Annotated in this window: 25 protein-coding genes and 1 pseudogene; 11 read left to right on the top strand and 15 right to left on the bottom strand. The window is 67.9% G+C overall.

Annotated features, from left to right (window positions below):
- Positions 1-26: 26 nt before the first annotated feature.
- The 3 genes from dapB to VYI76_RS05950 are packed head-to-tail and all read left to right on the top strand — an operon-like array spanning position 27 to position 1782.
- Complete coding sequence (dapB, locus tag VYI76_RS05940) at positions 27-755, top strand: 4-hydroxy-tetrahydrodipicolinate reductase (RefSeq protein ID WP_326523836.1); 729 nt, start codon at positions 27-29, stop codon at positions 753-755.
- A complete protein-coding gene (gene nth / locus VYI76_RS05945; RefSeq protein ID WP_326523837.1) occupies positions 752-1420 on the top strand; it encodes an endonuclease III in 669 nt (222 codons plus the stop codon). The genes dapB and nth overlap by 4 nt, the downstream gene beginning before the upstream one ends.
- Positions 1417-1782 (top strand): hypothetical protein, encoded by a 366-nt coding sequence (locus VYI76_RS05950; RefSeq protein ID WP_326523838.1) that lies wholly within the window; start codon positions 1417-1419, stop codon positions 1780-1782. Before nth ends, VYI76_RS05950 begins: the two co-directional genes overlap by 4 nt.
- Here the strand turns inward: VYI76_RS05950 and VYI76_RS05955 are convergent.
- Positions 1779-2900, bottom strand: coding sequence for a 5-methyltetrahydropteroyltriglutamate--homocysteine S-methyltransferase (locus VYI76_RS05955; RefSeq protein WP_326523839.1), 1122 nt, complete (start codon positions 2898-2900; stop codon positions 1779-1781). The two genes, VYI76_RS05950 and VYI76_RS05955, sit on opposite strands and share 4 nt — an antisense overlap.
- A gap of 154 nt (positions 2901-3054) precedes the next feature.
- Here VYI76_RS05955 and VYI76_RS05960 point away from each other — a divergent pair, with 154 nt between their 5' ends.
- The 5 genes from VYI76_RS05960 (at position 3055) to VYI76_RS05980 (ending at position 9581) form a co-directional block, all read left to right on the top strand.
- Positions 3055-4374 carry an MFS transporter gene (locus VYI76_RS05960; RefSeq protein WP_326523840.1) on the top strand — a complete coding sequence of 440 codons (1320 nt, stop codon included), beginning with the start codon at positions 3055-3057 and terminating at the stop codon, positions 4372-4374.
- Between the two features lie 91 nt (positions 4375-4465).
- Positions 4466-5890, top strand: coding sequence for an aldehyde dehydrogenase (locus VYI76_RS05965; protein WP_326523841.1), 1425 nt, complete (start codon positions 4466-4468; stop codon positions 5888-5890).
- A 16-nt stretch (positions 5891-5906) separates the two neighbouring features.
- Positions 5907-6449 (top strand): DUF3237 domain-containing protein, encoded by a 543-nt coding sequence (locus VYI76_RS05970; RefSeq protein WP_326523842.1) that lies wholly within the window; start codon positions 5907-5909, stop codon positions 6447-6449.
- Positions 6450-6484: 35 nt separating this feature from the next.
- Positions 6485-7321 (top strand): p-hydroxycinnamoyl CoA hydratase/lyase, encoded by an 837-nt coding sequence (locus VYI76_RS05975; protein WP_326523843.1) that lies wholly within the window; start codon positions 6485-6487, stop codon positions 7319-7321.
- Between the two features lie 172 nt (positions 7322-7493).
- Positions 7494-9581: an acetate--CoA ligase family protein gene (locus tag VYI76_RS05980; RefSeq protein WP_326523844.1), complete on the top strand. Its 2088-nt coding sequence runs from the start codon at positions 7494-7496 to the stop codon at positions 9579-9581.
- Positions 9582-9687: 106 nt separating this feature from the next.
- On the opposite strand, the gene VYI76_RS05985 is transcribed toward VYI76_RS05980, so the two are convergent.
- The 13 genes from VYI76_RS05985 to VYI76_RS06045 form a co-directional block, all read right to left on the bottom strand.
- Positions 9688-10140, bottom strand: coding sequence for a MarR family winged helix-turn-helix transcriptional regulator (locus VYI76_RS05985; protein ID WP_326523845.1), 453 nt, complete (start codon positions 10138-10140; stop codon positions 9688-9690).
- 302 nt (positions 10141-10442) lie between these two features.
- On the bottom strand, positions 10443-10685 hold the full coding sequence (locus tag VYI76_RS05990; RefSeq protein ID WP_326523846.1) for a hypothetical protein: 243 nt from the start codon (positions 10683-10685) through the stop codon (positions 10443-10445).
- Positions 10682-10849, bottom strand: a complete 168-nt coding sequence (gene ccoS, locus VYI76_RS05995) for a cbb3-type cytochrome oxidase assembly protein CcoS (protein WP_326523847.1) — start codon at positions 10847-10849, stop codon at positions 10682-10684. The genes VYI76_RS05990 and ccoS overlap by 4 nt, the downstream gene beginning before the upstream one ends.
- On the bottom strand, positions 10846-12984 hold the full coding sequence (locus tag VYI76_RS06000) for a heavy metal translocating P-type ATPase (protein ID WP_326523848.1): 2139 nt from the start codon (positions 12982-12984) through the stop codon (positions 10846-10848). Before VYI76_RS06000 ends, ccoS begins: the two co-directional genes overlap by 4 nt.
- Complete coding sequence (locus VYI76_RS06005) at positions 12981-13439, bottom strand: FixH family protein (protein ID WP_326523849.1); 459 nt, start codon at positions 13437-13439, stop codon at positions 12981-12983. Before VYI76_RS06005 ends, VYI76_RS06000 begins: the two co-directional genes overlap by 4 nt.
- Complete coding sequence (locus VYI76_RS06010; RefSeq protein ID WP_326523850.1) at positions 13436-14980, bottom strand: 4Fe-4S dicluster domain-containing protein; 1545 nt, start codon at positions 14978-14980, stop codon at positions 13436-13438. The genes VYI76_RS06005 and VYI76_RS06010 overlap by 4 nt, the downstream gene beginning before the upstream one ends.
- Positions 14967-15935 carry a cytochrome-c oxidase, cbb3-type subunit III gene (gene ccoP / locus VYI76_RS06015; RefSeq protein WP_326523851.1) on the bottom strand — a complete coding sequence of 323 codons (969 nt, stop codon included), beginning with the start codon at positions 15933-15935 and terminating at the stop codon, positions 14967-14969. Before ccoP ends, VYI76_RS06010 begins: the two co-directional genes overlap by 14 nt.
- Entirely contained in the window at positions 15928-16092 is a 165-nt protein-coding gene (locus VYI76_RS06020; RefSeq protein WP_326523852.1) for a cbb3-type cytochrome oxidase subunit 3, read from the bottom strand. The genes ccoP and VYI76_RS06020 overlap by 8 nt, the downstream gene beginning before the upstream one ends.
- A complete protein-coding gene (gene ccoO / locus VYI76_RS06025; protein WP_326523853.1) occupies positions 16089-16823 on the bottom strand; it encodes a cytochrome-c oxidase, cbb3-type subunit II in 735 nt (244 codons plus the stop codon). The genes VYI76_RS06020 and ccoO overlap by 4 nt, the downstream gene beginning before the upstream one ends.
- A 12-nt stretch (positions 16824-16835) precedes the next feature.
- Positions 16836-18506, bottom strand: a complete 1671-nt coding sequence (gene ccoN / locus VYI76_RS06030; protein WP_326523854.1) for a cytochrome-c oxidase, cbb3-type subunit I — start codon at positions 18504-18506, stop codon at positions 16836-16838.
- Positions 18507-18885: 379 nt separating this feature from the next.
- A complete protein-coding gene (locus tag VYI76_RS06035; protein WP_326523855.1) occupies positions 18886-19527 on the bottom strand; it encodes a Crp/Fnr family transcriptional regulator in 642 nt (213 codons plus the stop codon).
- Entirely contained in the window at positions 19524-19898 is a 375-nt protein-coding gene (locus VYI76_RS06040; protein ID WP_326523856.1) for a group III truncated hemoglobin, read from the bottom strand. The genes VYI76_RS06035 and VYI76_RS06040 overlap by 4 nt, the downstream gene beginning before the upstream one ends.
- Before the next feature lie 72 nt (positions 19899-19970).
- Positions 19971-20660 carry an alternative oxidase gene (locus VYI76_RS06045; protein WP_326523857.1) on the bottom strand — a complete coding sequence of 230 codons (690 nt, stop codon included), beginning with the start codon at positions 20658-20660 and terminating at the stop codon, positions 19971-19973.
- Positions 20661-20815: 155 nt separating this feature from the next.
- On the opposite strand from VYI76_RS06045, the gene VYI76_RS06050 reads away from it, so the two are divergent.
- The 3 genes and pseudogenes from VYI76_RS06050 to VYI76_RS06060 form a co-directional block, all read left to right on the top strand.
- On the top strand, positions 20816-22312 hold the full coding sequence (locus VYI76_RS06050) for a sensor histidine kinase (protein WP_326523858.1): 1497 nt from the start codon (positions 20816-20818) through the stop codon (positions 22310-22312).
- Positions 22302-22913: a response regulator FixJ gene (gene fixJ / locus VYI76_RS06055; protein WP_326523859.1), complete on the top strand. Its 612-nt coding sequence runs from the start codon at positions 22302-22304 to the stop codon at positions 22911-22913. The genes VYI76_RS06050 and fixJ overlap by 11 nt, the downstream gene beginning before the upstream one ends.
- A 41-nt stretch (positions 22914-22954) precedes the next feature.
- Positions 22955-23136 (top strand): annotated as a pseudogene (locus tag VYI76_RS06060) (transposase); the annotation flags it as partial.
- Between the two features lie 116 nt (positions 23137-23252).
- Here the strand turns inward: VYI76_RS06060 and hpaR are convergent.
- Positions 23253-23699: a homoprotocatechuate degradation operon regulator HpaR gene (hpaR, locus tag VYI76_RS06065; RefSeq protein ID WP_326523860.1), complete on the bottom strand. Its 447-nt coding sequence runs from the start codon at positions 23697-23699 to the stop codon at positions 23253-23255.
- Between the last annotated feature and the right edge of the window lie 116 nt (positions 23700-23815).

The raw sequence follows: 23815 nt of genomic DNA on the forward strand, positions 1-23815 counted from the left end.
CGCTTGCGAGAATGGGGAGAGCGTGCGTGGCGGCGATCGGCATCTACGGCAGCCTGGGCCGGATGGGGCAGGCGATCCTGGCTGAACTGGCGCCGGCCGGCGCGCGGCACGCGGGCGGCGCCGATTCGGGCGATGATCCTGCCGCGCTGGCGGAGGCGGCGGACGTGCTGGTCGATTTCTCCGCGCCGTCCGCGATCGAGGGGCATCTGGCCGCGGCGCGCGCGGCGGGCACACCGATCGTGATCGGCACCACCGGCCTGGGGCAGGATCATCACGCGATGATCGATGCGGCGGCGGCGGAGATCGCGGTGCTCCAGACCGGCAACACGTCGCTCGGCGTCACCCTTCTGGCGCAGCTGGTGCGCGAGGCGGCGGCACGGCTCGACGCCGACTGGGACATCGAGATCGCCGAGATGCACCACCGGCACAAGGTCGATGCGCCGTCGGGCACCGCGCTGCTGCTGGGCAGCGCGGCGGCGGACGGGCGCGGCAGCCCGCTCGGTGAGCTCAGCGTATACGACCGTGTCGGCGTGACCGGCGCGCGCAGCGAGGGAACGATCGGCTTCGCGTCCTTGCGCGGTGGATCGGTGATCGGCGACCACAGCGTCGTCTTCGCAGGCGAGGGCGAGCGGATCGAACTGGTCCACCGCGCCGACAGCCGGGCGATATTCGCGCGCGGTGCGGTGCGCGCGGCGCTGTGGCTGGCGAAGCAGCGGCCGGGCCGGTACGCGATGTCCGAGGTGCTGGGGCTTTGAAACGGGGGGACGTCGCCGAATTCTTCCGGCGGCTGGCGGAGGACAATCCGCACCCCGAAACCGAACTCGAATATTCCAATCCCTATACGCTGCTCGTCGCGGTCGCGCTGTCGGCCCAGGCGACCGATGCCGGGGTCAACAAGGCGACCCGGCGGCTGTTCGCCGAGGTCGATACGCCAGACAGGATGGTCGCGCTGGGCGAGGCCGGACTGAAGGATCACATCAAGACGATCGGCCTGTTCAACACCAAGGCGAAGAACGTCATCGGCCTGAGCGAACGCCTGATCGCCGAGCATGACGGGCAGGTGCCGGAGGATCGCGACGCGCTGGAGGCGCTGCCCGGCGTGGGCCGCAAGACCGCCAACGTGGTGCTCAACACCGCCTTCGGCCATGAGACCTTCGCCGTCGATACGCACATCTTCCGCGTCGCCAACCGCACCGGTCTGGCCCGGGGCAAGACGGTGCTGGCGGTCGAGAAGGGACTGGAGCGCGTCGTTCCCCAGCCTTTCCGCCTCCATGCGCACCACTGGCTGATCCTGCACGGTCGCTATACCTGCAAGGCGCGGCGGCCTGAATGCTGGCGGTGCGTCGTCGCCGATCTCTGCGCGTTCAGCCCCAAGTCAGCCCCGCCGAAGGACAGGGGTGTGAAGGAGAGTCGCTCATGAAAAACCTGCCGCTCGCGCTGTTGCTCGCAGCCGCCGCAGCGCCCGTCGTCGCCGGCCCGCGCGACGTTCCGGCCGCAACGCCGGCCGGTGATCCGGTCGACTGCATCTCGACCGTCGGCATGCGCAGCCAGGTGCGCAGCGATCAGGTCATCGACTTCACGGTGAACGGCCGGACCTATCGCAACACGTTGCCGCACGGCTGCCCGTCGCTCGGTTTCGAGCAGCGGTTCACCTATACGCTGCCCAGCCCGCGGCTGTGTTCGATCGATATCATCACCGTGCTGCAGGGTTCGGACCTGCAACGCGGCGCCGGCTGCGGCCTCGGCAAGTTCCAGCCGGTGACGCTGGAGAAGGCGCGCTAGCCCCAGACCTGCCGGGCGACGTCGAGCACCAGCCGCATCTTCGCCGCCTGCTGCTCGACCGCGATGTCGTTGCCGTGGACGGTGGAGGAGAAACCGCACTGCGGGGACAGCGCGAGCTGGTCGAGCGGCGCATATTGTGCCGCCTCGTCGATCCGCCGCTTGATATCGTCCGCGGTTTCCAGCTCGCCGAGTTTGGTGGTGACGAGGCCGAGCACCACCGTCTTGCCCTTGGGCAGGTGCCGCAGCGGCGCGAAGTCGCCAGAGCGCGGATCGTCATATTCCAGGAAGTATCCGTCGATCGCCAGTTCGTTGAACAGCACCTCGGCGACGGGTTCATAGCCCCCTTCGGCCGCCCAGGATGACCGGAAATTGCCGCGGCACAGGTGGACGCACACCGTCATGTCCGCCGGCCGGTCACGGATCGATTCGTTGATGATACGCGCATAGAGGCGCGGCAGTTCGTCTGTGTCCATCCCGCGGCGGCGCGCGTTCTCGCGCTGGGCGTCGTCGCACAGATAGGCGAGGTTGGTGTCGTCGAGCTGGAGGTAACGGCAGCCTGCGTCGGCCAGGCTGGCGATTTCCGCGCGATAAGCGGCCGCGAGGTCGGCGTAGAAATCTTCCAGATCGGGATAGGCATCCGCGTCGATCGCGTCGCGGCCGCCGCGGAAGTGCAGCATGGTCGGGGACGGGATCGTCACTTTCGGCGTGCGCGTGGTGCAGGATGCGAGGAATTCGTAATCGGCACGCTGGATATCGCGGGCGTGCGCGACCTTGCCGGTGATCGTCATCACCGGCGGGGCATATTCCAGTTCCTTGCCGCCATGCTGGTGGAATTTCACCTGCGTGCCGCCCGCTTCATCGACCCCGTCGAGCTGGAGCAGGAAGTCCGTGTGGAAATAGGTGCGGCGGAACTCGCCGTCGGTGATCGATTCTAGGCCCAGCCCTTCCTGCATCGCGACGACGTCGCGGATCGCTTCATCCTCGACGGCGCGGAGCTCGGCCGCGCCGATGGCCCCTGCGCGGTGCGCCTCCCGGGCGTCGATCAGCGCCTTGGGTCGCAGGAAGCTGCCGACATGGTCGGCGCGAAAGGGCGGGTTGGGCATGGTTGTCTCCGGCATGTTGTATGTATTGCTTACGAGTTCTGGGACCACTTAGTCCGGCGGGCGGGGTCGGCGCAACCGGCCTTGTACCCGGCGCTTGCCGGGGTCGGCGCGACGCGATAGTTGCTGTGCAGCATAACAATCGCTGCATGCCGGCGATCGGGGAGGAACCATGGCCGAGGATCCACGCGCAACGCTCGATCGGGCACCGATGTCGCGCTTCCAGTGGGGCGTCGTCGCGACGATGATCGGGCTCAACGCGCTCGACGGGTTCGATGTGCTGTCGATCAGCTTCGCCTCGCCCGGCATCGCGGCCGATTGGGGTATCGATCGCGCCGCGCTGGGCATCGTGCTGTCTATGGAACTGGTCGGCATGGCGATCGGGTCGCTGTTCCTGGGCGGCGTCGCAGACCGGATCGGCCGGCGTAACACGATCCTCTGCTGCCTGGGCCTGATGACAGTGGGCATGCTGGGCGCGGCGAGCGCGAGCGGGATCATGATCCTGTGCGCCTGGCGGGTGCTGACCGGGCTGGGCATCGGCGGCATGCTGGCCGCGACCAACGCGGCGGTGGCGGAGGCCGCGAACGCGCGCAATCGCTCGCTGGCGGTGGTGTTGATGGCCGCGGGCTATCCCGTAGGCACCATCATCGGCGGGTCGATCTCCGCGGTGCTGCTTGCCCATTATGACTGGCGCGCGGTGTTCGTGTTCGGCGCGATGTGCAGCGTGTTCTTCGTCCCGCTGGTGTTGTGGCGCGCGCCCGAATCGATCGCCTTCCTGATGCACAAGCGCCCGCCAGATGCGTTGGAGCGGATCAACAAGACGCTGGTGCGGATGGGGCATGCGCCGATCGACGCACTGCCGGCGGCGGACGCGCAGCCCGACAAGACACCGATCGCCGCGTTGTTCTCACCCCTGCTCGTGCGGGCGACAGTCCTGCTGACGATCGCCTATCTGGCTCACATCATGACCTTCTACTTCATCCTGAAGTGGATTCCGAAGATCGTCGTCGACATGGGTTTCCCGCCGCCGCAGGCGGCCGGCGTGCTGGTGTGGGCCAGCATCGGCGGCGCCACCGGATCGCTGATCCTGGGCCTGCTGACCGGTCGCATCCGCCTGCTGGCGCTGACGATAGCCGCGATGCTGCTGTCGGCCGCGCTGGTTATCGTGTTCGGGCGCGAACAGAGCGGCCTTTCGGCGCTGTCGGTCGTCGCGGCGGCGGCCGGTTTTGCGACCAACGCCGGCGTGGTCGGGCTCTACGCGCTGATCGCTCAGAGTTTCCCGACGGGCGTGCGCGCGACCGCGACGGGGTTCGTGATCGGCGTCGGGCGTGGCGGATCGGCACTGGCGCCGGCGCTGGCCGGGTTCCTGTTCGCCGCGGGCTACGGCCTTCAGACGGTCGCGATCTTCATGGGGCTGGGGTCGCTTGTCGCCGCATGCGTGCTGCTAGGGTTGCGTGGCTGGAGCAAGCCCGCGGAGGGCGCCGCCGTCTGATGTGCGGGGGCGGATGACGGAGATCCACGATTGCCCCCTTGTGCTTCGCGAATTAGGTTATAATATATAACAATATTTGGAAGAGGCGTCCATGGTAACGATCGCATCGCCGGCTGCCGGCAAGACCTTCACCCGCCTGAACCCGGTGACCGGCGAGGTTGCGACCACGGCGCCCGCCGCCGGCGTGGAAGAGGCGAACGCCGCGGCTGGCGCGGCGGCGGCCGCGTTTCCGGCGTGGTCGGCACTCGGCCCCAACGCGCGCCGTGCGGCGCTGACCAAGGCGGCCGATGCGCTTGCGGCGAAAGCGGATCAGTTCGTCGATGCGATGATGGGCGAGATCGGCGCGACCGAGGGTTGGGCACGTTTCAACCTGATGCTCGCGGTGAGCATGGTACGCGAGGCGGCGGCGTTGACGACGCAGATCAGCGGGGAGGTGATACCGTCGGACAAACCGGGCTGTATCGCGATGGCGCTGCGCGAGCCGGTCGGCGTGATGCTGGGCATCGCGCCGTGGAACGCGCCGATCATCCTGGGCGTCCGCGCGGTCGCGGTGCCGCTCGCCTGCGGCAACACCGTGGTGCTGAAGGCGAGCGAACAATGCCCGCGCACCCACAGCCTGATCGCCGAAGCCTTTGCCGAGGCGCTGCCCGAGGGTGCGGTGTCGATCGTCACCAACGCGCCTGAGGATGCCGGCGAGGTTGTCGGCGCGCTGATCGACAATCCCCATGTGCGCCGGATCAACTTCACCGGATCAACGGCTGTCGGCAAGATCATTGCGAAGCGCGCTGCGGAGCATCTGAAGCCGGTGCTGCTCGAACTCGGCGGCAAGGCGCCGCTGGTCGTGCTGGAGGACGCCGACCTGGATGAGGCGGTGAAGGCCGCGGCGTTCGGCGCGTTCATGAACCAGGGCCAGATCTGTATGTCGACCGAGCGGATCATCGTCGTCGATAGCGTCGCCGATGCCTTCGTCGAGAAGTTCGCGGCCAAGGTCGGGACGATGCCGGTCGGCGATCCCCGCGAAGGCAAGGCCCCGCTGGGCGCGGTCGTTGATGCGAAGACCGTCGATCATGTGAAGTCGTTGATCGCCGATGCGGTGGGGGCCGGCGCGGTGCAGGTCAACGGCGGCGACGCCGATGGCGTGCTGATGCCCGCGCACGTCATCGACAAGGTGACGCCCGAGATGAAGCTGTTCCGCGACGAAAGCTTCGGCCCCGTTGTCGGCGTGATCCGCGCGCGCGACGAGGCGCATGCGATCGAGCTCGCCAACGACACCGAATACGGCCTGTCGGCGTCGGTCTTCACCCGTGACACCGCGCGCGGGCTGAGCGTCGCCAAGCGGATCAAGTCCGGCATCTGCCACGTCAACGGCCCCACCGTGCATGACGAGGCGCAGATGCCGTTCGGCGGGGTCAAATCATCGGGCTACGGCCGTTTCGGCGGCAGGGCCGGCATCGACGCGTTCACCGAATTGCGCTGGATCACGATTGAGACCCAGCCCGGCCATTATCCGATCTGATCGAAGGGCCAGCGCGATGTCGTCGATCCCCCGCATCCTTAAACCTGCGGTCGCGGCGGCGGCTGTTGCCGCCGCCGGACCGGCGGCGATCGGCCAGTCGGCTCCCGCGCCGACGCTGACCTACGCCTTTTCGGCGCGGATCGACGTCGCGCCGCCGGTCGAACAGGGCGAGATCGACGGCGCGCGCAAGCGCTTCATCCCGATCACCGGCGGGACGATCGCCGGTCCGCGCCTGACCGGCACGGTGATGCCCGGAGGCGGCGACTGGCAGGCGATCCTGCCCGGCGGACTGGCGAAGGTCGAGGCGCGATACTTCCTGCGCGCGGCCGATGGCACCGTGATCGGCATCCATAATGTCGGCGTCCGCGTCGCCAGCCCCGAGGTGACCGAGAAGCTGGCGCGCGGAGAGAAGGTCGATCCCGGCAGCTATTATTTCCGCGCGACCCCGGTGTTCGATCCGCCGCCCGGACCGCACGCGTGGCTGCGTACCAAGACTTTCGTCGGCCGCGGCATCCGGATGCCCGACCACGTCGTGATGGACGTCTACATCGTCGAATGAGCGCCTGCGCGCGCGAACATGAGGACCAAGCAGAAATGACCGAGACTTCGAGCAACGGCGTCGTCGCCTATGATGTCGATAACGGCATCGCCTGGGTGCGCTTCAACCGCCCGGACAAGCGCAACGCGATGAGCCCGACGCTCAACCGCGACATGATGGAAGTGCTCGACCTGCTCGAGCATCGCGACGACGTGGGCGTGCTGGTGTTGTCGGGCGAAGGGCCGGCGTGGACCGCAGGCATGGACCTGAAGGAATATTTCCGGGAAACGGAAGCGGACGGCCTTAAGGGCACGCGGAAGGCGCAGCGCGAAAGCTATGGCTGGTGGCGCCGGCTGCGCTGGTATCAGAAGCCGACGATCGCGATGGTCAACGGATGGTGCTTCGGCGGCGGCTACGGCCCGCTGTTCTCGTGCGATCTGGCGTTCGCGGCGGAAGAGGCGAAATTCGGTCTTTCAGAGATCAACTGGGGCATCCTGCCCGGCGGCGGCGCGACCAAGGTGGCGCAGGAACTGATGCCGTTCCGCAAGGCGATGTACCACGCGATGATGGGCGAGAACATCGATGGCAGGACCGCGGTCGAATGGGGCCTGGTCAACGAAGCGCTCCCGCTGGCGCAGCTCAAGGACCGGGTGACCGAGGTCGCGAACGTCTTGCTCGCCAAGAATCCGGTCGCGCTGAAGGCGACCAAGGACGCGATGAAGCGTGTCGGCGTGATGAGCTACGACGATGCCGAGGACTATCTGGTCCGCGCGCAGGAGGCGGCGAACAGCTACGACAACACCGGCCGCAAGGAAGGCATCCGCCAGTTCATCGACGAGAAGAGCTACAAGCCGGGGCTCGGCGCCTACGACAAGGACCGCGTGAAGGCGTAAGGCCCGCAGCGGTGCTCAACTGGCGAGGATCGCTCCCCCCGTTCGTGCTGAGCCTGTCGAAGCACTGACCTTCTTCGCGCCGTCGAGCCTTGAGCAAGAAGAAGGGCAGCCCTTCGACAAGCTCAGGGCGAACGGTCTGGATAAAGCGCCTGGCGCTCAATGAGGCTTTCCCATGCCCGATCTTTCCCGCCTGCTGACCCCACGCTCGGTTGTGATCGTCGGCGCGTCGCCGACGCCCGGCGCGCTGGGCAATTCGGTGCTGCGCAATCTGGAGCGCCACGGCTATTCGGGCGACATCCACCTTATCAACCCCAAGCGCGACGAGATCGACGGGCGGCCGTGCCTGAAGTCGATCGACGATCTGCCGCGGGGTGTCGATGCGGCGGTGCTGGCGATCCCCGGCGGCGCGGTGCTGGGCGCGGTGCAGGCGCTTGCGGCGCGCGGCGTGGGCGCGGCGATCATTTTCTCCGCGGGCTTCGCGGAAGGCGGCGAGGAAGGCCTGGCCGCGCAGGCGGAGGTTGCGCGGATCGCCGCCGAGCACGGCATGGTCGTCGAGGGGCCGAACTGTCTGGGTCTCGTCAACTATGCCGCCGGTGTGCCGCTGACCTTCGTGGAGGCGCCGGTGCTGGATCTGGCGGGCAAGCCCGCCGTCGCCATCGTCAGCCAGTCGGGCGCGATGGCGGTGGTGCTGGGCACCACGCTGATGGCCAAGGGGCTGGGCATCACGGTCTCGGTCTCGACCGGCAACGAGGCCGCGTCTGGCGTCGAGGATTATGTCGAGCATCTGCTCGACGATCCCGTCACCCCAGCGATCGCGATGATCGTGGAGCAGTTCCGGAAACCCGCGCGCTTCCTCGCACTGGCGGAAAAGGCGCGGGCGGCCGGCAAGCCGATCGCGCTGCTCCATCCCGGCACCTCGAGCGCAGCGCGCGAGAGCGCGGCGACACATACCGGCGCGATGGCCGGCGACTGGCAGTTGATGAAGGCCAAGGTCGAGCGCGCCGGCGTCATACTGGTCGACAGCCTGGAAGCGCTGGGCGATGTCGTCGAACTCGCGGTGCGGAGCAAGGCGCTCCGCGCCGGCGGAACGGCGGTGCTGACCGAAAGCGGCGCATTCAAGGCGCTGACGCTCGACCTTGCCGAGACGATCGGTCTCGATCTGCCGGAGATGGCGGGCGAGACTGCGGCGGCGATGCATGCGGCGATCCCCGATTTCATCCCGGTATCCAACCCGATGGACCTGACCGCGCAGGCGCTGGTCGATCCCGACCTCTATCGCCGCACGATGATCCCGCTGCTGGCCGACGATCGGTTCGCCGCGCTCGTCTTCGGCATCATCCAGACCGACCCGGCGACCAGCGCGCGCAAATTTCCCGCGATCATCGATGCGGTCACGGGGTTGAAGCCGGACAAGCCGGTGATCTTCGCCGGGCTCGACGATGGCGCGCCGGTTCCAGCCGAATATATCGACGCTCTGCGCGCGATCGGCGTCACCTATTTCCCGTCGCCCGACCGCGCGTTCCGCGCCTTGCGCCACCTGCTGCGCCGCGCCGAGCGCGACTTCGGTCGTGCCGATGCCGCGCCGGTCTCGCTTGATCTGCCCGCCGGGGTGATCCCCGAGTATCGCGCCAAGCAACTGCTCGCGCCGCCGGGCATCCCGTTTCCTCCAGGCGGGTTCGCCGCAACCATCGACGAGGCGAAGGCGATCGCGAGCGACGTCGGCTATCCGGTGGCGATCAAGGCACAGGCGGCGGCGCTCAGTCATAAGAGCGATGCGGGAGGGGTCATCCTGAATATAGCCGACGATACGGCGCTGGAGGCGGCGTGGGCGCAGCTGTACGGCAACGTCGCCGGCTATGACGCCGCGATCACGCTCGACGGCGCGCAGGTCGAGGCGATGGGAGGGCGCGGCGTCGAGCTGATCGTCGGCGCTCGCAATGATCCCGACTGGGGGCCGGTGATCCTGGTCGGTTTCGGCGGCGTCACCGCCGAACTGCTCCACGACGTGCGGCTGTTGCCGATCGACCTGACCCATGATGCGATCGTCGCCGAACTGCGCGCGCTGAAGCAGGCGGCGCTGCTCGACGGATATCGTGGTTCTCCCGTGCTCGATGTCGATGCGGTGGCGGACCTGATCGCGAAACTGGGCCGCGTGCTCGCCGGCACGCCGGCGATCCGCGAGGTCGATCTCAATCCGGTGGTGGTCTATCCGAAGGGCGGGGGCGTGGTCGCGCTCGATGCGCTGATCCTCGCCGGATAGAAGCGGGCGCGCATGGACGTGGTGACGCTGAAGACGATCCGCTGATCGCCGGGTCGCTCGATTGCGCGGGCCTGCTTCCCGACGACCACCGCGCCAGTGCCGCATCCTATGCGGGCGGGGCACCGCGCCTTTCGATCCGCCCGAGAAAATCGAGCAGCATGTTCTTTTCCGCTGCGGTGAAGCCGGCCAGCAGGCGGTCTTCGTGCGTCTCGATCTTGCGCAGGCAGGCCGCGAGCAGCGTCGCCCCGGACGGTGTCACCGTCAGCGCGAAGGCGCGGCGATCGGCGGTATCTACGACGCGCTCGATCAGGTCGGCATCGACGAGTTCGTTAATGAGCGACACCATGTTCGCGCGCTTGATCCCCAGGACCCGGCCGACCGCGCCCTGATTTATGCCCGGACTGCCCGATACCACCGCGAGAATGCCGATCAGCACCTGTCGCATGCCGGTGCCTTCCATCGCGGCGGCAAAGTCGGCGGCGAACACCCCCGACGCACGGCGCAGATGGTAGCCGACGACCGGGGCGAGATCCCCGACCATGTTGCTCCGTTCGCTCATCCACCGTGGAAGCCAGTTTTTGACGGTCGCGTCAATCGGCGGCGGGTGCCCCGTCAGCGCCGTGGTTGCTTATTCCTGGCATGTGATGTCGTGAAGATATCTGGCTTTGATTCTCGGAGCTATTCGATGGCGTCGTAGGGTGTCTTGACGCGCGGTGTCTTGAGCCGCCTGGCGAAATTGTAGGCGAAGAGCCAATCGCGGACGCGGCGGCGAATTTGGTCGCCTGGCGATAGAAGCGGGCAATCCGCTGACCCCGTGGCGTTGCAAACAGCTATGAAGCGACGAGCGCGTCAGGTGCGGTGTCATACTGCCGCGCGCCGCGCCGAGTCCCGCCCGAGGAGGCGGCCCAGACAGGCTGGCGCATGGCAGGCCCGGTCATCGGGCGAACGGGGCTCGGGGAGATCGATCGGGATCGCGATCGTGCTGCCCAGGCACGTGCGAACGGTGATCACGCCATTGGCAGCCCCCGTCGGCGAGGGCGCGGCGATCACGGCGATCGCGACGACGGCCAGTGCGACGCCAAGCAGATTCGCCCGTCCGTTCATGGGATTTTGCGACCGGGCTCATCAACTTCCTCGTCGATCAGGATACGCATAGCGGCGCCGTCGAGATCCTCGAACTGGCCGCTGCGCATCGACCAGAAAAAGGCGACGAGCCCGGTCAACCCGAGCAGCAGTGCGATCGGGATGAGGAAGGCGAGCCCGGTCATCGCGCCGCCCCGCGCAGTCGTAGCGCGTTGGCGACGACGATCACCGACGATCCCGACATCGCCAGCGCGGCGACCAGCGGCGTGACCTTGCCGGCGAAGGCGAGCGGCACGGCGATCACATTGTAGCCGACGGCCAGCCAGATGTTCTGGCGCACCACGCGCATGGTCCGCCGCGCGGCGGCGACGGCGATCGCGATGGGGGCGAGCCGGTCGCCGAGGAAGACGAGGTCGGCGGCCTGCTGGCCCACGTCGCTGGCCGAGGACGGGGCGATGGAGACATAGGCCGCCTGCAGCGCCGGCCCGTCGTTCAGCCCGTCGCCGACCATCAGCACGCGGCGTCCCTCCGCCTGCGCCGCGGCGATCGTCGCCAGCTTGTCGCCGGGGGCCATGCCGCCGCGCGCGTCGATCCCCAGCCGGGCGGCGACCGGGGCGACCGCCGCGTCGCGATCGCCGGAGACGATCGTCGGGGCAAGGCCCATCGCGCGCAGCCGTTCGATCGTGGTGCCGGCGTCGGGGCGCAGGGCGTCCTCGAACGCGAGCAGGCGGACGGGGCCATCGCCGCTGCGGAACGCGGTGACGAGCGTCGCGGCCTGCGCGTCGCCGCCGACCCAGTCGGGGCGACCGAGCCGGACGCGCGCACCGTCGATCCACGCCTCCACGCCAAGGCCAGGGTGTTCGGCCAGATCGTCGAGCGTCGCCGGGCGGACACCCTCCGCCGCCAGCGCCGCGGCCAGCGCGCGCGACAGCGGATGACGGCTGGCCTGGGCGAGCGCGAGCGCGAGCGGACGTTCGCCCTCGTCCAGCGCCAGCGCGCCGGCCGGCGTCGGGCGACCGAGCGTCAGCGTACCGGTCTTGTCGAACAGCGCGATATCGGCCTCCGCCAGCCGCTCGAGCGCGGCGCCGTCCTTCACCAGCACACCCTTCCTCATCAGCGCGCCGACGGCGACGACCTGCGCGACCGGCACGGCAAGCCCGAGCGCGCACGGACAGGTGATGATGAGTACCGCCACCGCGATCAGTACCGACTGGTGGACGCCCGCACCCAGCGTCATCCACAGGACGAAGCTGGCCGCGGCCAGCGTGTGGACGGCCGGCGCATAGAGCCGCGCGGCCCGATCGGCGATGCGGACGTAGCGCGACTTGCCCTGCGCCGCCGCTTCCATCATCCGCGCGATGTCCGCAATCGCGGTCGCCTCGCCCGCGGCGGTGACGCGCACCGTCAGCACGCCGTCGATATTGGTCGTGCCGGCGAGCACCGCGCTGCCCGGTCCGACGCCTTCCGGTACGCTCTCGCCGGTGATGAGCGCGCGGTCGATGCTGCTGCTGCCCGTCTCGACCACGCCGTCGGCCGCCAGCCGCTCGCCGGCCGCAACCAGCATCCGCATGCCGGGCGCCAGTTCGTCGGCGCGGCGCCATGTCGCCGTGCCGTCCTTGCCGATCACGCTCGCGCCGGCGGGCGTCTGGCGCAGCAGCGCGGCGACGCCGTCGTGCGCCCGCGCGCGCATCATCGCGTCGAGCGCGCGGCCGGCGAGGAGGAAGAACAGCAAGGTCACCGCACCGTCGAAATAGGCGTGCGGCCCCCAGGTCGCGGTCTCGTACAGGCTGATCGCACAGGCCATCAGCACGCCAATCGCGATCGGCACGTCCATGTTGGTGCGCCCGCGCCTGAGCGCCCCCCAGGCGCTGGCGAAGAAGCTGCGCCCGGCATAGGCGACGGTGGGCAGCGCGATGGCGGCGGACAGCCAGTGAAACAACTGGCGCGTCGCCCCGTCGGCCCCCGACCAGACGGACACCGACAGCAGCATCACGTTCATCGACGCGAATCCGGCGACGGCCAGCGCCTTGAGCAGCTCGCGCGTCTCGCGCCCCTGCGCCGGATCGGCATCGCCCAGGAACGGATCGGCGGGAAAGCCGAGGTCGGCGATCGCCTCGCGCACATCGGCGTCGGACAGTTCGGGCAGGTGCGTCACGCGCACCCGCTTCGCGGTGAAGTTGACCCGCGCTTCGACCACGCCAGGCGTCGCGGCCAGGCCGTTCTCCAGTTTGGCGATACAGCCGGCGCAGTGCAGCGTCGGCACGTTGAACAGGCTGATCGCGCACGCCGCGCCCGGCTGGATCGCGGCGGGGGCGGTCACGCAGGCACCTCGTCGTCGAAGATCGCGCGGTTATCCCCCTGCTGCACGGTGATGCGCAGTTTCCAGCGGCCCGCCGGAAGCGGTTCCGCCGAACGGAACCGGCCTTCGCCGATGGGCACGAAGCCGAGCATGCGTTCCTCGGCGCGGCCGATCGGGTGGGCGACGATCGCCCTGATCGTCGCGGCCGGCAGCGGTCCGTCGGGGCTGTGCGTGCCGATCTTCACGCGGCGCGTGTCGTCCAGCGCGACGTCCAGCGTCCAGCCGAGCGCCTTCTGCGCTTCGGCGGCGGCGAGCCAGCGGTTGAAATGCTGGCTGGCGACATAGCTGTTGTCGACCACCGTCCCGCTGAACGTCGTCACCGCGAAGCGCGCCATGATGAGGTTGACGGTGATGATGACGCCGAACATCGCAACCAGGATCGTGGTGGCATGCCACCCGGTGAAGCGTTTCGTCATTGTCCGGTCCCCGGCCGTTCGAAATAGCTCTGGTCGGCGTCCTGCCCGCCTTCGCGATCGAGCGCGCGGACGACAATCTCGATATCCTCGCGCGGTTCGCCCGCCGCCGGGGCGACGACGAAGATGCGGGTCCGTCCCACCTGGTCCGGGCCGACGGGCAACCGCACGCTGCGCGCCGCCGTCTCGCGGCTGCCGTTCTCGCCCCACATCACCGCGCCGTCCAGGCCGCGGATCGCGATTTCCATCTCGCGCGGGCGGTTCTCCATGTTGCGGATCTTGACGGTATAGGCGTTGCGGACGTGCCCGTCGGACAGCACGACATATTGCGGGTTACGCGTCTGTTGGACCGCGATGTCCAGCCGGGTGCGCGTGCCCAGCGCGAACAACATGCCCACGCCGATGCCCGCCCACACCAGGAAATACAGGATGGTGCGCGTGCGCAGGAGCCGCTTCACCGCCGGCACCGGCTCGCCGCCTTCCGCGGCGATCACCTCGTCGGCGACGGTGCTGTAGCCGATCAGCCGCTTGGGCCGGCCGACCTTTTCCATCACCTCGTCGCAGGCATCGATGCACAATGCGCAGGTGATGCAGCCAACCTGCGCGCCCTCGCGGATGTCGATCCCGGTGGGGCAGACCGCGACGCACGCGTTGCAGTCGATGCAATCGCCGATCTGGGTTGCCGCTTCCGGGTTGGCGGCCAGCATCACCAGGCTGGGCAGCCCGGCCTGCGGCCGGGCCGCCGCGTCGCCGTCGGGCTGGTGCACGGCCGGCGCGGCGCGTTTCAGGCCGTGGGTGCGGGGTTCGCCGCGCCAGTATTTATACGTCACCATCAGCGACTTTTCGTCGAGCATGGCGCTCTGGATGCGCGGCCACGGGCACATGTAGATACACACTTGCTCGCGCAGGATCGCGCCGAGCGTATAGGTGGTGCCGGTCAGCACCGCGATCGTCGCATAGGCGGTCAGCGGCGCGGTGCCGTCGAACACCTGCGCCAGCAATGTCGGCGCGTCGGCGAAGTAGAATATCCACGCCCCGCCGGTGGCGATCGAGATCAGCAGCCAGATCGCGTGCTTGGTCACCCGCCTCGCGGCCTTGGCCGGTCCCATCGGCGCGCGCTGGAGCTTGATCTGGGCGTTGCGATCGCCGTCGATGAAGCGTTCGACATGGACGAACAGGTCGGTCCACACCGTCTGCGGGCAGGCGTAGCCGCACCACGCCCGCCCGACGGACGAGGTGACGAGGAACAGCCCGATCCCGGCCATGATGAGCAGGCCGGCGACGTAGTAGAATTCGTGCGGCCAGATCTCGATCGAGAACATGTAGAACCGGCGGTTGGCGATATCGACCAGCACCGCCTGGTCCGGTGCATAGGGTCCGCGATCCCACCGCAGCCACGGCGTGACGTAATAGATCGCCAGCGTCACCGCCATGATCGCCCATTTCAGGCGGCGGTAAATGCCGTCGATCGCCTTCGGGAATACCTTCTTGCGAGCCTCGAAATACTGGATCTTGGGTTCGATCAGGTCGTCAGGGCTGGCCATCGGCTCTGGCCCGGGTGATGGGAGTCGCGGTCTCCGGATTGGTGGCCGCCGCCCGGACTTCGGCCGGCGTTTCGGGAACGAACGCCTCGCCCCCGCCCAGCGAATGGACATAGGCGGCAAGCATCTTGATCGTCACCGGATCGAGCCGCCCGCCCCATGCCGGCATCACGCCGTTTCGCGAATTGTGCACGGTCTGGGTCAGCGAATCGGCGTCGCCACCGTACAGCCAGATGCCGTCTGTCAGGTTGGGCGCGCCGAATTTGCGGTCACCCTTGCCGGCGGGGCCGTGGCAGGCGGCGCAATTGTTGGCGAACACGCTCGCCCCGCGCCGCGCCGCGGGGCTGACCGCGTCCTGCCGCGAGATCGCACGGACATAGGCGACGACATCCTCGACCTCGTTCGCCTTCAACAGGCCGTCGCGGCCGAACGCGGGCATGATCGACAGGCGCGTCTCGCCGTGGCCCGGCTGGCGGATGCCGTGCGCCAGCGTGTACTGGATCGCCTTCAGGTCGCCGCCCCACAGCCAGTCGTCGTCGTTCAGGTTGGGATAGCCCTTCGATCCGGCCGCGCCCGATCCGTGACACTGCACGCAATGCGCCTTGAACGCCGCCGCGCCGCCGGCGACGGCCGCCTGCATCAGGCGTGAATCCTCCGGCAGCCGCTCGATCGGGATGCGCGACAGCGCCAGTTCGACCGGCGCCCGGCGGGCCGCTTCGGTCGCCATCTCGTCGGCAAGCTGGCCGCGGCTCGACCAGCCGAGCACGCCCGCGGTCGCGCGGTCGATCAGCGGCCACGCCGGATAGGCGATGCAATAGCCGATCGAAAAGATGATGGTGGCGTACAGCGAATAGAGCCACCAGCGCGGCATCGGGGTGTCGAGTTCCTCGATCCCGTCCCATTCGTGGCCGACCGTCGCGGTGCCGGTCGCTTCGTCGATGCGCTTGCGATCAGCCATCGCGCTCGTCCTCGTTCTCGAAGATCATGTTGGCGGCGCGTGCGTGTTGCTCGCTCGCGCGCCTGCGGAAAGTCCAGCCGATCAGGATCAGGAACACGACCCCCAGAAAGATCAGCCCATAGCTGTCGGCGATGTGGCGCAGTTCGTTGTAGCTCACCGCCGCATCTCCTGCGGGCTGGCGGAGCGGACATCGACGGTGGTGCCCAGCATCTGGAGATAGGCGACCAGTGCGTCCATCTCCGTCAGCCGGCCCGGATCGCCGTCGAAATCGCGGACCTGCACCTTGGGATAGCGTTTCGCCAGATCCTCGGCATCGCCGTCGGGCGTCGCCTGCAGGATCATGTCGGCCGCCGCCTTTTCGATGTCGGCGTCGGTGTAGGGCACGCCGACGCGCCGGAGCGCGACCAGCCTGCGCGCCGCGCCCGACGTGTCGAGATCGCGTTCGGCCAGGAAGGCGTAGGGCGGCATGATCGATTCGGGCACCACGGACCGGGGGTCCTTCATGTGCTGGACGTGCCATTCGTCCGAATAGCGGCCACCCACGCGGGCCAGGTCCGGGCCGGTGCGCTTCGATCCCCATTGGAACGGGTGGTCGTACATGCTCTCCGCAGCCAGGCTGTAGTGGCCATAGCGTTCCACCTCGTCGCGGAACGGGCGGATCTGCTGGCTGTGGCAGCCGTAGCAGCCTTCGCGGATGTAGATGTCGCGCCCGGCCTGTTCGAGCGGGGTGTAGGGCCGCACGCCCTGTACCTTCTCGATCGTCGAATCGATCCAGAACAGGGGCGCGATCTCGACGATGCCGCCGATCGTGACCGCGACGAACGACAGTACCGCCAGCAGCGTTACGTTGCGTTCGATCTTCTTGTGGCTGAGGAGCTTGGAAGCCATCGTATCGCGCCCTTATTCGGCGGGGAGGGGCTGGAGCGGCCGCGCTGCGGGGGCGAGCGGCCGATCGGCGTCCGGGTCATAGGCGGGGGTGGACATCGGCGCCTCGTCCCGCACGCGACCCTTGATCGTCATCCAGACGTTCCACGCCATCAGCACGGCACCCGACAGGTAGAACAGGCCGCCGACGACGCGGATCAGGTAATAGGGCTGCATCGCCGCCACGACCTCGGCGAAGGAATAGACGAGGTAGCCGTCAGCGCCGTATTCGCGCCACATCAGCCCCTGGGTAATCCCGGCCACCCACATCGACGCGGCGTAGAGAACGATGCCCAGCGTCGCGAGCCAGAAGTGCCAGTTGACCATCCTGAGCGAGTAGAGCCGCGTGCGGCCCCACAGCCTGGGCGTCATGAAATAGACCGCGGCGAAGGTGATCATGCCGTTCCAGCCGAGCGCGCCGGCGTGGACGTGGCCCACGGTCCATTCGGTATAGTGGCTGAGCGAGTTGACCGCCTTGATCGACATCATCGGCCCCTCGAAGGTGGCCATGCCATAGAAGGCGAGCGCGGCGACCATCAGGCGGATGATCGGATCGGTGCGGATCTTGTCCCACGCGCCGTTCAGCGTCATCAGGCCGTTGATCATGCCGCCCCACGACGGCATCCACAGCATCACCGAGAACACCATGCCCAGCGTCTGCGCCCAGTCGGGCAGCGCGGTGTAGTGCAGGTGGTGCGGTCCCGCCCAGATGTAGAGGAAGATGAGCGACCAGAAATGGATGATCGACAGCCGATAGCTGTAGACCGGCCGCTCGGCCTGCTTGGGCACGAAATAATACATCATGCCCAGGAAGCCGGCGGTCAGGAAGAAACCGACCGCGTTATGGCCGTACCACCATTGGGTCAGCGCGTCCTGCACCCCGGCGAAGGCCGAATAGGATTTCGAGCCGAACAGCGACACCGGTACCGCCAGATTGTTGACGATATGCAGCATCGCGATCGTCAGGATGAAGGCGAGGTAGAACCAGTTGGCGACGTAGATGTGCGGTTCGCTACGGCGGACGACGGTGCCGACGAACACCGCCAGATAGGCGACCCAGACGATCGTCAGCCACAGGTCGACGTGCCATTCGGGCTCGGCATATTCCTTCGACTGGGTGATGCCGAGGACATAGCCGGTCGCCGCCAGCACGATGAACAGCTGGTAACCCCAGAACACGAAGCGCGCGAGCGCGGGGAAGGCGAGCCGCGCGCGGCAGGTGCGCTGAACGATGTAGAAGCTCGACGCGATGAGCGCGTTGCCGCCGAACGCGAAGATGACGGCCGAGGTGTGCAGCGGCCGGAGGCGCCCGAAGGTGGTGTATTCCGAATGGAAGTTGAGCGCCGGAAAGGTGAGCTGCGCGGCGATGACGACGCCGACGATCAGCCCGACGATGCCCCAGAATACGGTGGCGATCACGCCCCAGCGGATCGGCTCGTCGTCGTAGCGGCCGGCGGGGACGCGAGGTGCCGCGTCGGCATCGACATTCTGGACGCGGCGCATCGTCAGAAAGGCGACCGACAACGCGGCCAGGCTCATGATCGCCATGTGCACGGCAAAGCCGCCGTCGGCTGCCAGCAGCGTGGCGAACAGCGCGACGATGCCGAGCATCAGCCAGGCGAACGCGGTCGAAACGATCGAATCCATCTAAAGCCCCGTCGAGATGTGCGACGCGAGGGAGGGCGCCGCGGTCATGGCCGCTGGACGCCCACCTGGCCGGACCGGCCGATGTCCGGCCCGATCACGCGCGCGAAATAAAGAAGGAAGAAGGCGCCGATCCGGGCCATCGCCAGCAGGAAGATGGCACCGGCCGGGCGGACCCGCCCGCACCACCCGGCGCGCGGTGAACGGCAGATACAGTCCCCATACCGGCGGCGGCGCCGCCGGTATCGCGAACCCGTCCGTGATCACGCTGGTCGGCACGTCTCTTCTCCCCACCAGGCGATCGACGCGCGGCGTGTTCAGTCGATGGCATGATTGCGCCGCGCTGAATTTGACGGCGGTCAAACAGCGGCGCCACGGGTCGCTATCCCTCACCGATCGCAGCCAGGCGCGTGCGATCGACGATAGTGACCCTGCCGCGCCCCGCCGCGACGATGCCGCCGCGGTGCCAGCGGCTGAGGAGCCGGCTGACGGTGTGCAGTGTCGTCGCCGTCAGTTCGGCGATCTCCTGCCGCGACAGCGCGATCTCGTCTGTCTTGTCCGCGATCGTCGCGCGGACCAGCGTTCGGGCCACGCGCGGCCCGACCCCGAGCGTCGAAACCTCGTGCAGGCGCTGGAGCAGCTCCTCGTTGCGGGCCGCGACGGAATCGAGCAGGTTGGCGGCCAGCCGCGGATGCGCCGCGAACAGGCCGCGGATGCGCTCCGCCGGCCACATCAGAACCCTGGCAGGCGATTGCGCCGTCGCGGTGGCGGGATAGGGTGTGCGCCGGATCACCGCCGTGCATCCCGGCAGGTCGCCCGGCCCGAGCCGATGGAGCGTGATTGCCGACCCCCGCGGTGACGTGCGCCAGACGCGGACGCTGCCGGCGACGATCAGCACCAGCTGATCCGCGGAATCCTCTTCGCGGAACAGCGCGGTTCCCTTGGCGAAGGTCCGTTCGGTCGCGGCCGCCAGGATATCGTCGGCCACGCCGGCGGAAAGCCCGGCAAGGAATCGCGCGGTCACGCGAGGTTCCTGTCGCGATAGAACTGCACCCCCAGTTGCAGGCTCTCGGCGATGCGATCCGCCTTCTCCTGGAACGCCGTGGCCGCCGCGGGTTCGAGCATCTCGCCGCTGACCGTCTTCCAGAGCGCAAGCCAGCGGGCGAAATTCTCCGGCGTCATGGCGCGCTCGTGGCGGACATGGGCGATCATCGGCTGGCCCTTGTATCGACCACTGGTCAGCATGACCGACGACCAGAACGCCTGGAGCTTGTCCAGATGATGCGGCCAGTCCGTGATCGCGGCGTCGAAGATCGGGCCGAGCACCGGATCCTGACGGACGCGCGCGTAGAAGGCCGGAACAAGCCGGGCGATATCGTCTTCGGTGACCTGCACGGGCCGTGTCCTGTCGTGGAAAAGCGGAGACCGGGATGCGCCGGGCGGTAAGCCCGGCCCTTGCGGCCAGCGTCAGGCCGCCTTCTTCCAGATCGGTTCGAGCGGGACGTGTGGCGGGCATTCGGCGACCGCGCCGACAGGCAGCCCGGCAAGCTCGTTGGCGAAGCCGTGGTTGACGTCGCGGTGATGTGCCTCGTCCGCGCGGACCACCAGCACCACATCGCGCAGGGTCGCGTCATCGGCCAGGCCCCAGTATCGCCTGGCGATTTCCGGCGCCGGCACGTTGGGGCTGCGGCCCTCGTCGATCTCGGCGAGGTAATGCGTGTAGCTGATCACCGCTTCCTCCTCGAAATAGCCGACCACGCGGTGCGCGGTTTTCGAACTGACGAGGTAGAGCGCGAAGAAGAACAGGTAGAACACCCATTGCACGCCGATGATGACGGTACGCTCGAACCAGGTAGGCTTCGCCACCTCGATGAAGGTCATCAGGTGCATCCGCTCGTTCTCGGCCTCGTCCATCAGCGTCTTGATCCAGCCCTTGTCGTCACACATGCGGCGCAGACAGGCGAGATGGTTGATCGTCGCGCCGACCATGCCGGGCACCGCGGCGACCGTCTCCAGCACCACCGCGCGGTGGCCGTAGCGCTTGGCGAAGAAGGTGTCGGCGGTCCAGCGCAGCAGCTTGGTGAAGCCGAATGCGATCCGGTCCGACACCCCCCTGGGCTGGTGGTGGATACCGAGATCGATGAATGGTGCGGTCATGTGAAATCTTCCCGGATGGAGGATGCGTCTCGTCCGGCGCGGCATCTAGGACCCGGCGCACTCGCCCGGAATTCGGATGTTCTCCCTAGCGTGGTTCCCCTAAGGGCCATCCCGGAGGTAGCGCCTCCATCGCAGGCGGTGGCATAGGGGGTCGCGTGATCAAGATTCCTTCTGCCTTCCTGCGCCGGCTCCCCACGCCCCTGACGCTGGCGATCGCGGCGGCGGCAATCCTGCTCGGTGTCGCCATCCGCCTGGTTTTCGCCGAGGAGCTGGGGCAGCGCGCGACCTATATCTTCTTCGTCCCCGCCGTGGTGGTCGCGGGCGCCTTGTCGGGGCTGCGTGCCGGCGTTCTGACGAGCATCGCCGGCGCGGCGGCCGGCCTGTGGTGCGATCGGGCGGTCGGTCCCGTCGCTGCGGGCAGCCTGATCGCCGCTGCCGCCTTCATCGCGATCGGCGGCGCGATCGCGCTGGGCGGCGAATGGTTCCAGCGCGCGCGCGCCGAGGCGGAGCGCGTGACGGCAGGCCTGGCGCGGCGTGAGGCCCATCTGCGCTCGCTGCTCGATACCGTGCCCGACGCGATCGTGGTGATCGACGAAGGCGGGCTGGTCCGCGATTTCAGCCCCGCGGCTGAGCGGATGTTCGGCTGGGACGCGGAGGAGGTGCGCGGCCGCAACGTCAGCGTCCTGATGCCCGATCCGTATCGGGCCTCGCACGACGCCTATCTGGAACGCTATTACGCGACGGGCGAGCGTCGCATCATCGGCAAGGGCCGCGTCGTGGTCGGTGCGCGCCGTGACGGATCGACCTTTCCCCTGGAGCTTGCGGTTGGCGAGATGCGCGTGGGCGGACAGCGCCATTTCACCGGTTTCATCCGCGACCTGACCGAGCGCCAGCAGGCGGAGGCGCGGCTGCAGGCGCTGCAGAACGAACTGGTCCACGTCTCGCGCCTCACCGCGCTCGGCGAAATGGCGTCGGCGCTCGCGCACGAACTCAACCAGCCGCTGTCGGCGATCGCCAACTATCTGCAGGGCAGTCGACGGCTGCTGGCCCGCGCCGATGTGCCGATCGACCGGGTCGGCGATGCGATCGATCGCGCCGCGGCGCAGGCGTTGCGCGCCGGCGACATCATCCGCCGCCTGCGCGAGTTCGTTGCGCGGGGCGAAACCGAACGGTCGGTCGAGAACCTGCCCAAGCTGGTCGAGGAAGCGAGCGCGCTTGCCCTGCTCGGCGCGAAGGAACACGGTATCCGCGTCCATTACTCTTTCAGCCGCGACGTCGATCTTGTGCTCGCCGACAAGGTGCAGGTCCAGCAGGTCGTGCTCAACCTGGTGCGCAACGCGATCGACGCGATGACGGACGCGGCCTCATCCCGCCGCGAACTCGCGATCGCGCTCGCGCCGGCCGGCGACCGAATGGTTCAGGTGACGGTCGCGGATACAGGGCCGGGCATCGACCCAGACGTCGCCGGGCAGTTGTTCCAGCCCTTCATCACGACCAAGCGGACGGGTATGGGCGTTGGCCTGTCGATCTCGCGTACGATCGTGGAGGCGCATGGCGGGCGGATCTGGGCCGAGCCGCGCGCGGGCGGCGGTGCGCTGTTCGGCTTCACGTTGCGGCAGGTGGGCAAGGAGGAGCTGTACGATGGCGAGTGAACCGATCGTCTATGTGATCGATGACGACGAGGCGGCGCGCCATTCGCTGGAGTTCCTGCTCGACTGCGCCGGTATCCGGGTGCGCTCGTTCGTGTCGGCCGATGCCTTCCTCGCCGCCTCGCCGCCGCTGGCGGGCGCCTGCATCGTCACCGACGTCCGCATGCCGGGCACCACCGGGATCGCGCTGGTCGAGGAGATGAAACGGCGTGGCGCCGCGGTGCCGGTGATCGTCATCACCGGCCATGCCGACGTGCCGCTTGCCATCCAGGCGATGCACGCCGGCGTCGCCGACTTCATCGAAAAGCCGTTCGACGACGAACTGATGCTCGGGGCGATCCGCACGGCGCTGGCGGCGCAGGCCGATGACGACCAGGCGCGGGCCGACCGGCAGGCGGTGCTTGACCGCATCGCGAGCCTGAGCGGGCGCGAGCGCGAGGTGATGGAGGGGCTGGCGCGCGGCAACGCCAACAAGATGATCGCCTTCGATCTCGGCATCAGCGCGCGTACCGTCGAGGTCTATCGCGCCAACGTGATGCTCAAGATGCAGGCGAAGACGCTGTCGGACCTGGTGCGGATGGTCACTGTCGCGCGCCTTGCCTAGGGCTGGATCGGCATTGCAGGATTCCCGACCGCACTGAAGGCGGATTCACAGGGCGGACAGGGTCGGATAACCATTTGTTTGTGAACGGATGTCTGCGGGTGCTGTGCTCTGGCGCGCATTGGTCCGATCTTCCGCCCGCTGCGGCAAGTGGCAGACGGTGCATCGGCGTTTCAGCCGCTGGTGCCGTGCCGGCGTCTGGGAGCGGGTGTTCGAGGCGCTGACGGCCGCGCTTTGAACGCCTCAAACACTTCCGATGCTTTGCTACACGCCACGACACGCGCACCATTCCCTGCCGAACCGCATCCAGTAGAGACGGGTTCGCATCGGACTGACGGCCGACTACGCAATCATATTAAGTGTATCGGCCAATTCCTTCAGTTCACTTCGCATTGCGGCAAGTCGCGCCTTGCCAAAATGCTCCTCATACTGACGAAGAATCCTCATCGTGTGCTCAGCCGTATGCTCAACCACAGCCCTGCCTTCATCGGTAAGGGCGATGAATGAACGTCGTCCATCTGTTTCGTCGGCGGAGCGGACGATTAGTCCCTTATCGAGCAAATCCCGTAGAATTCGCGTCACGCTCGGGGGGTGCAGCATCGCGTGGGTAGCCAAGGTCGATGGGTCGAGGCGAGTTGCATCCGACAGAACCCGCAACACCCGCCATTGTTGCTCCGTAACCCCCGCCTCACGAAGAAATGGTCGTATCGGCGCCATCACGGCCTCACGCGCGGCGAGCAGCGTGCCGGCGAGCGAAATATTATAAGGGAGCAACGAAGGACGAGTCATACGGTATCGTCAACCTTTCGACATCACCGGCACGAGCCAGCGACATTCGCGGTTCCGACTACACGGCGGGCCACGCGCGCGACAGGGTTTTCTCGGCGCGCGCTTAGTTCGGAGAG

This window comes from Sphingomonas sp. (assembly GCF_035910975.1).
In the GTDB taxonomy this organism is placed as follows: domain Bacteria; phylum Pseudomonadota; class Alphaproteobacteria; order Sphingomonadales; family Sphingomonadaceae; genus Sphingomonas.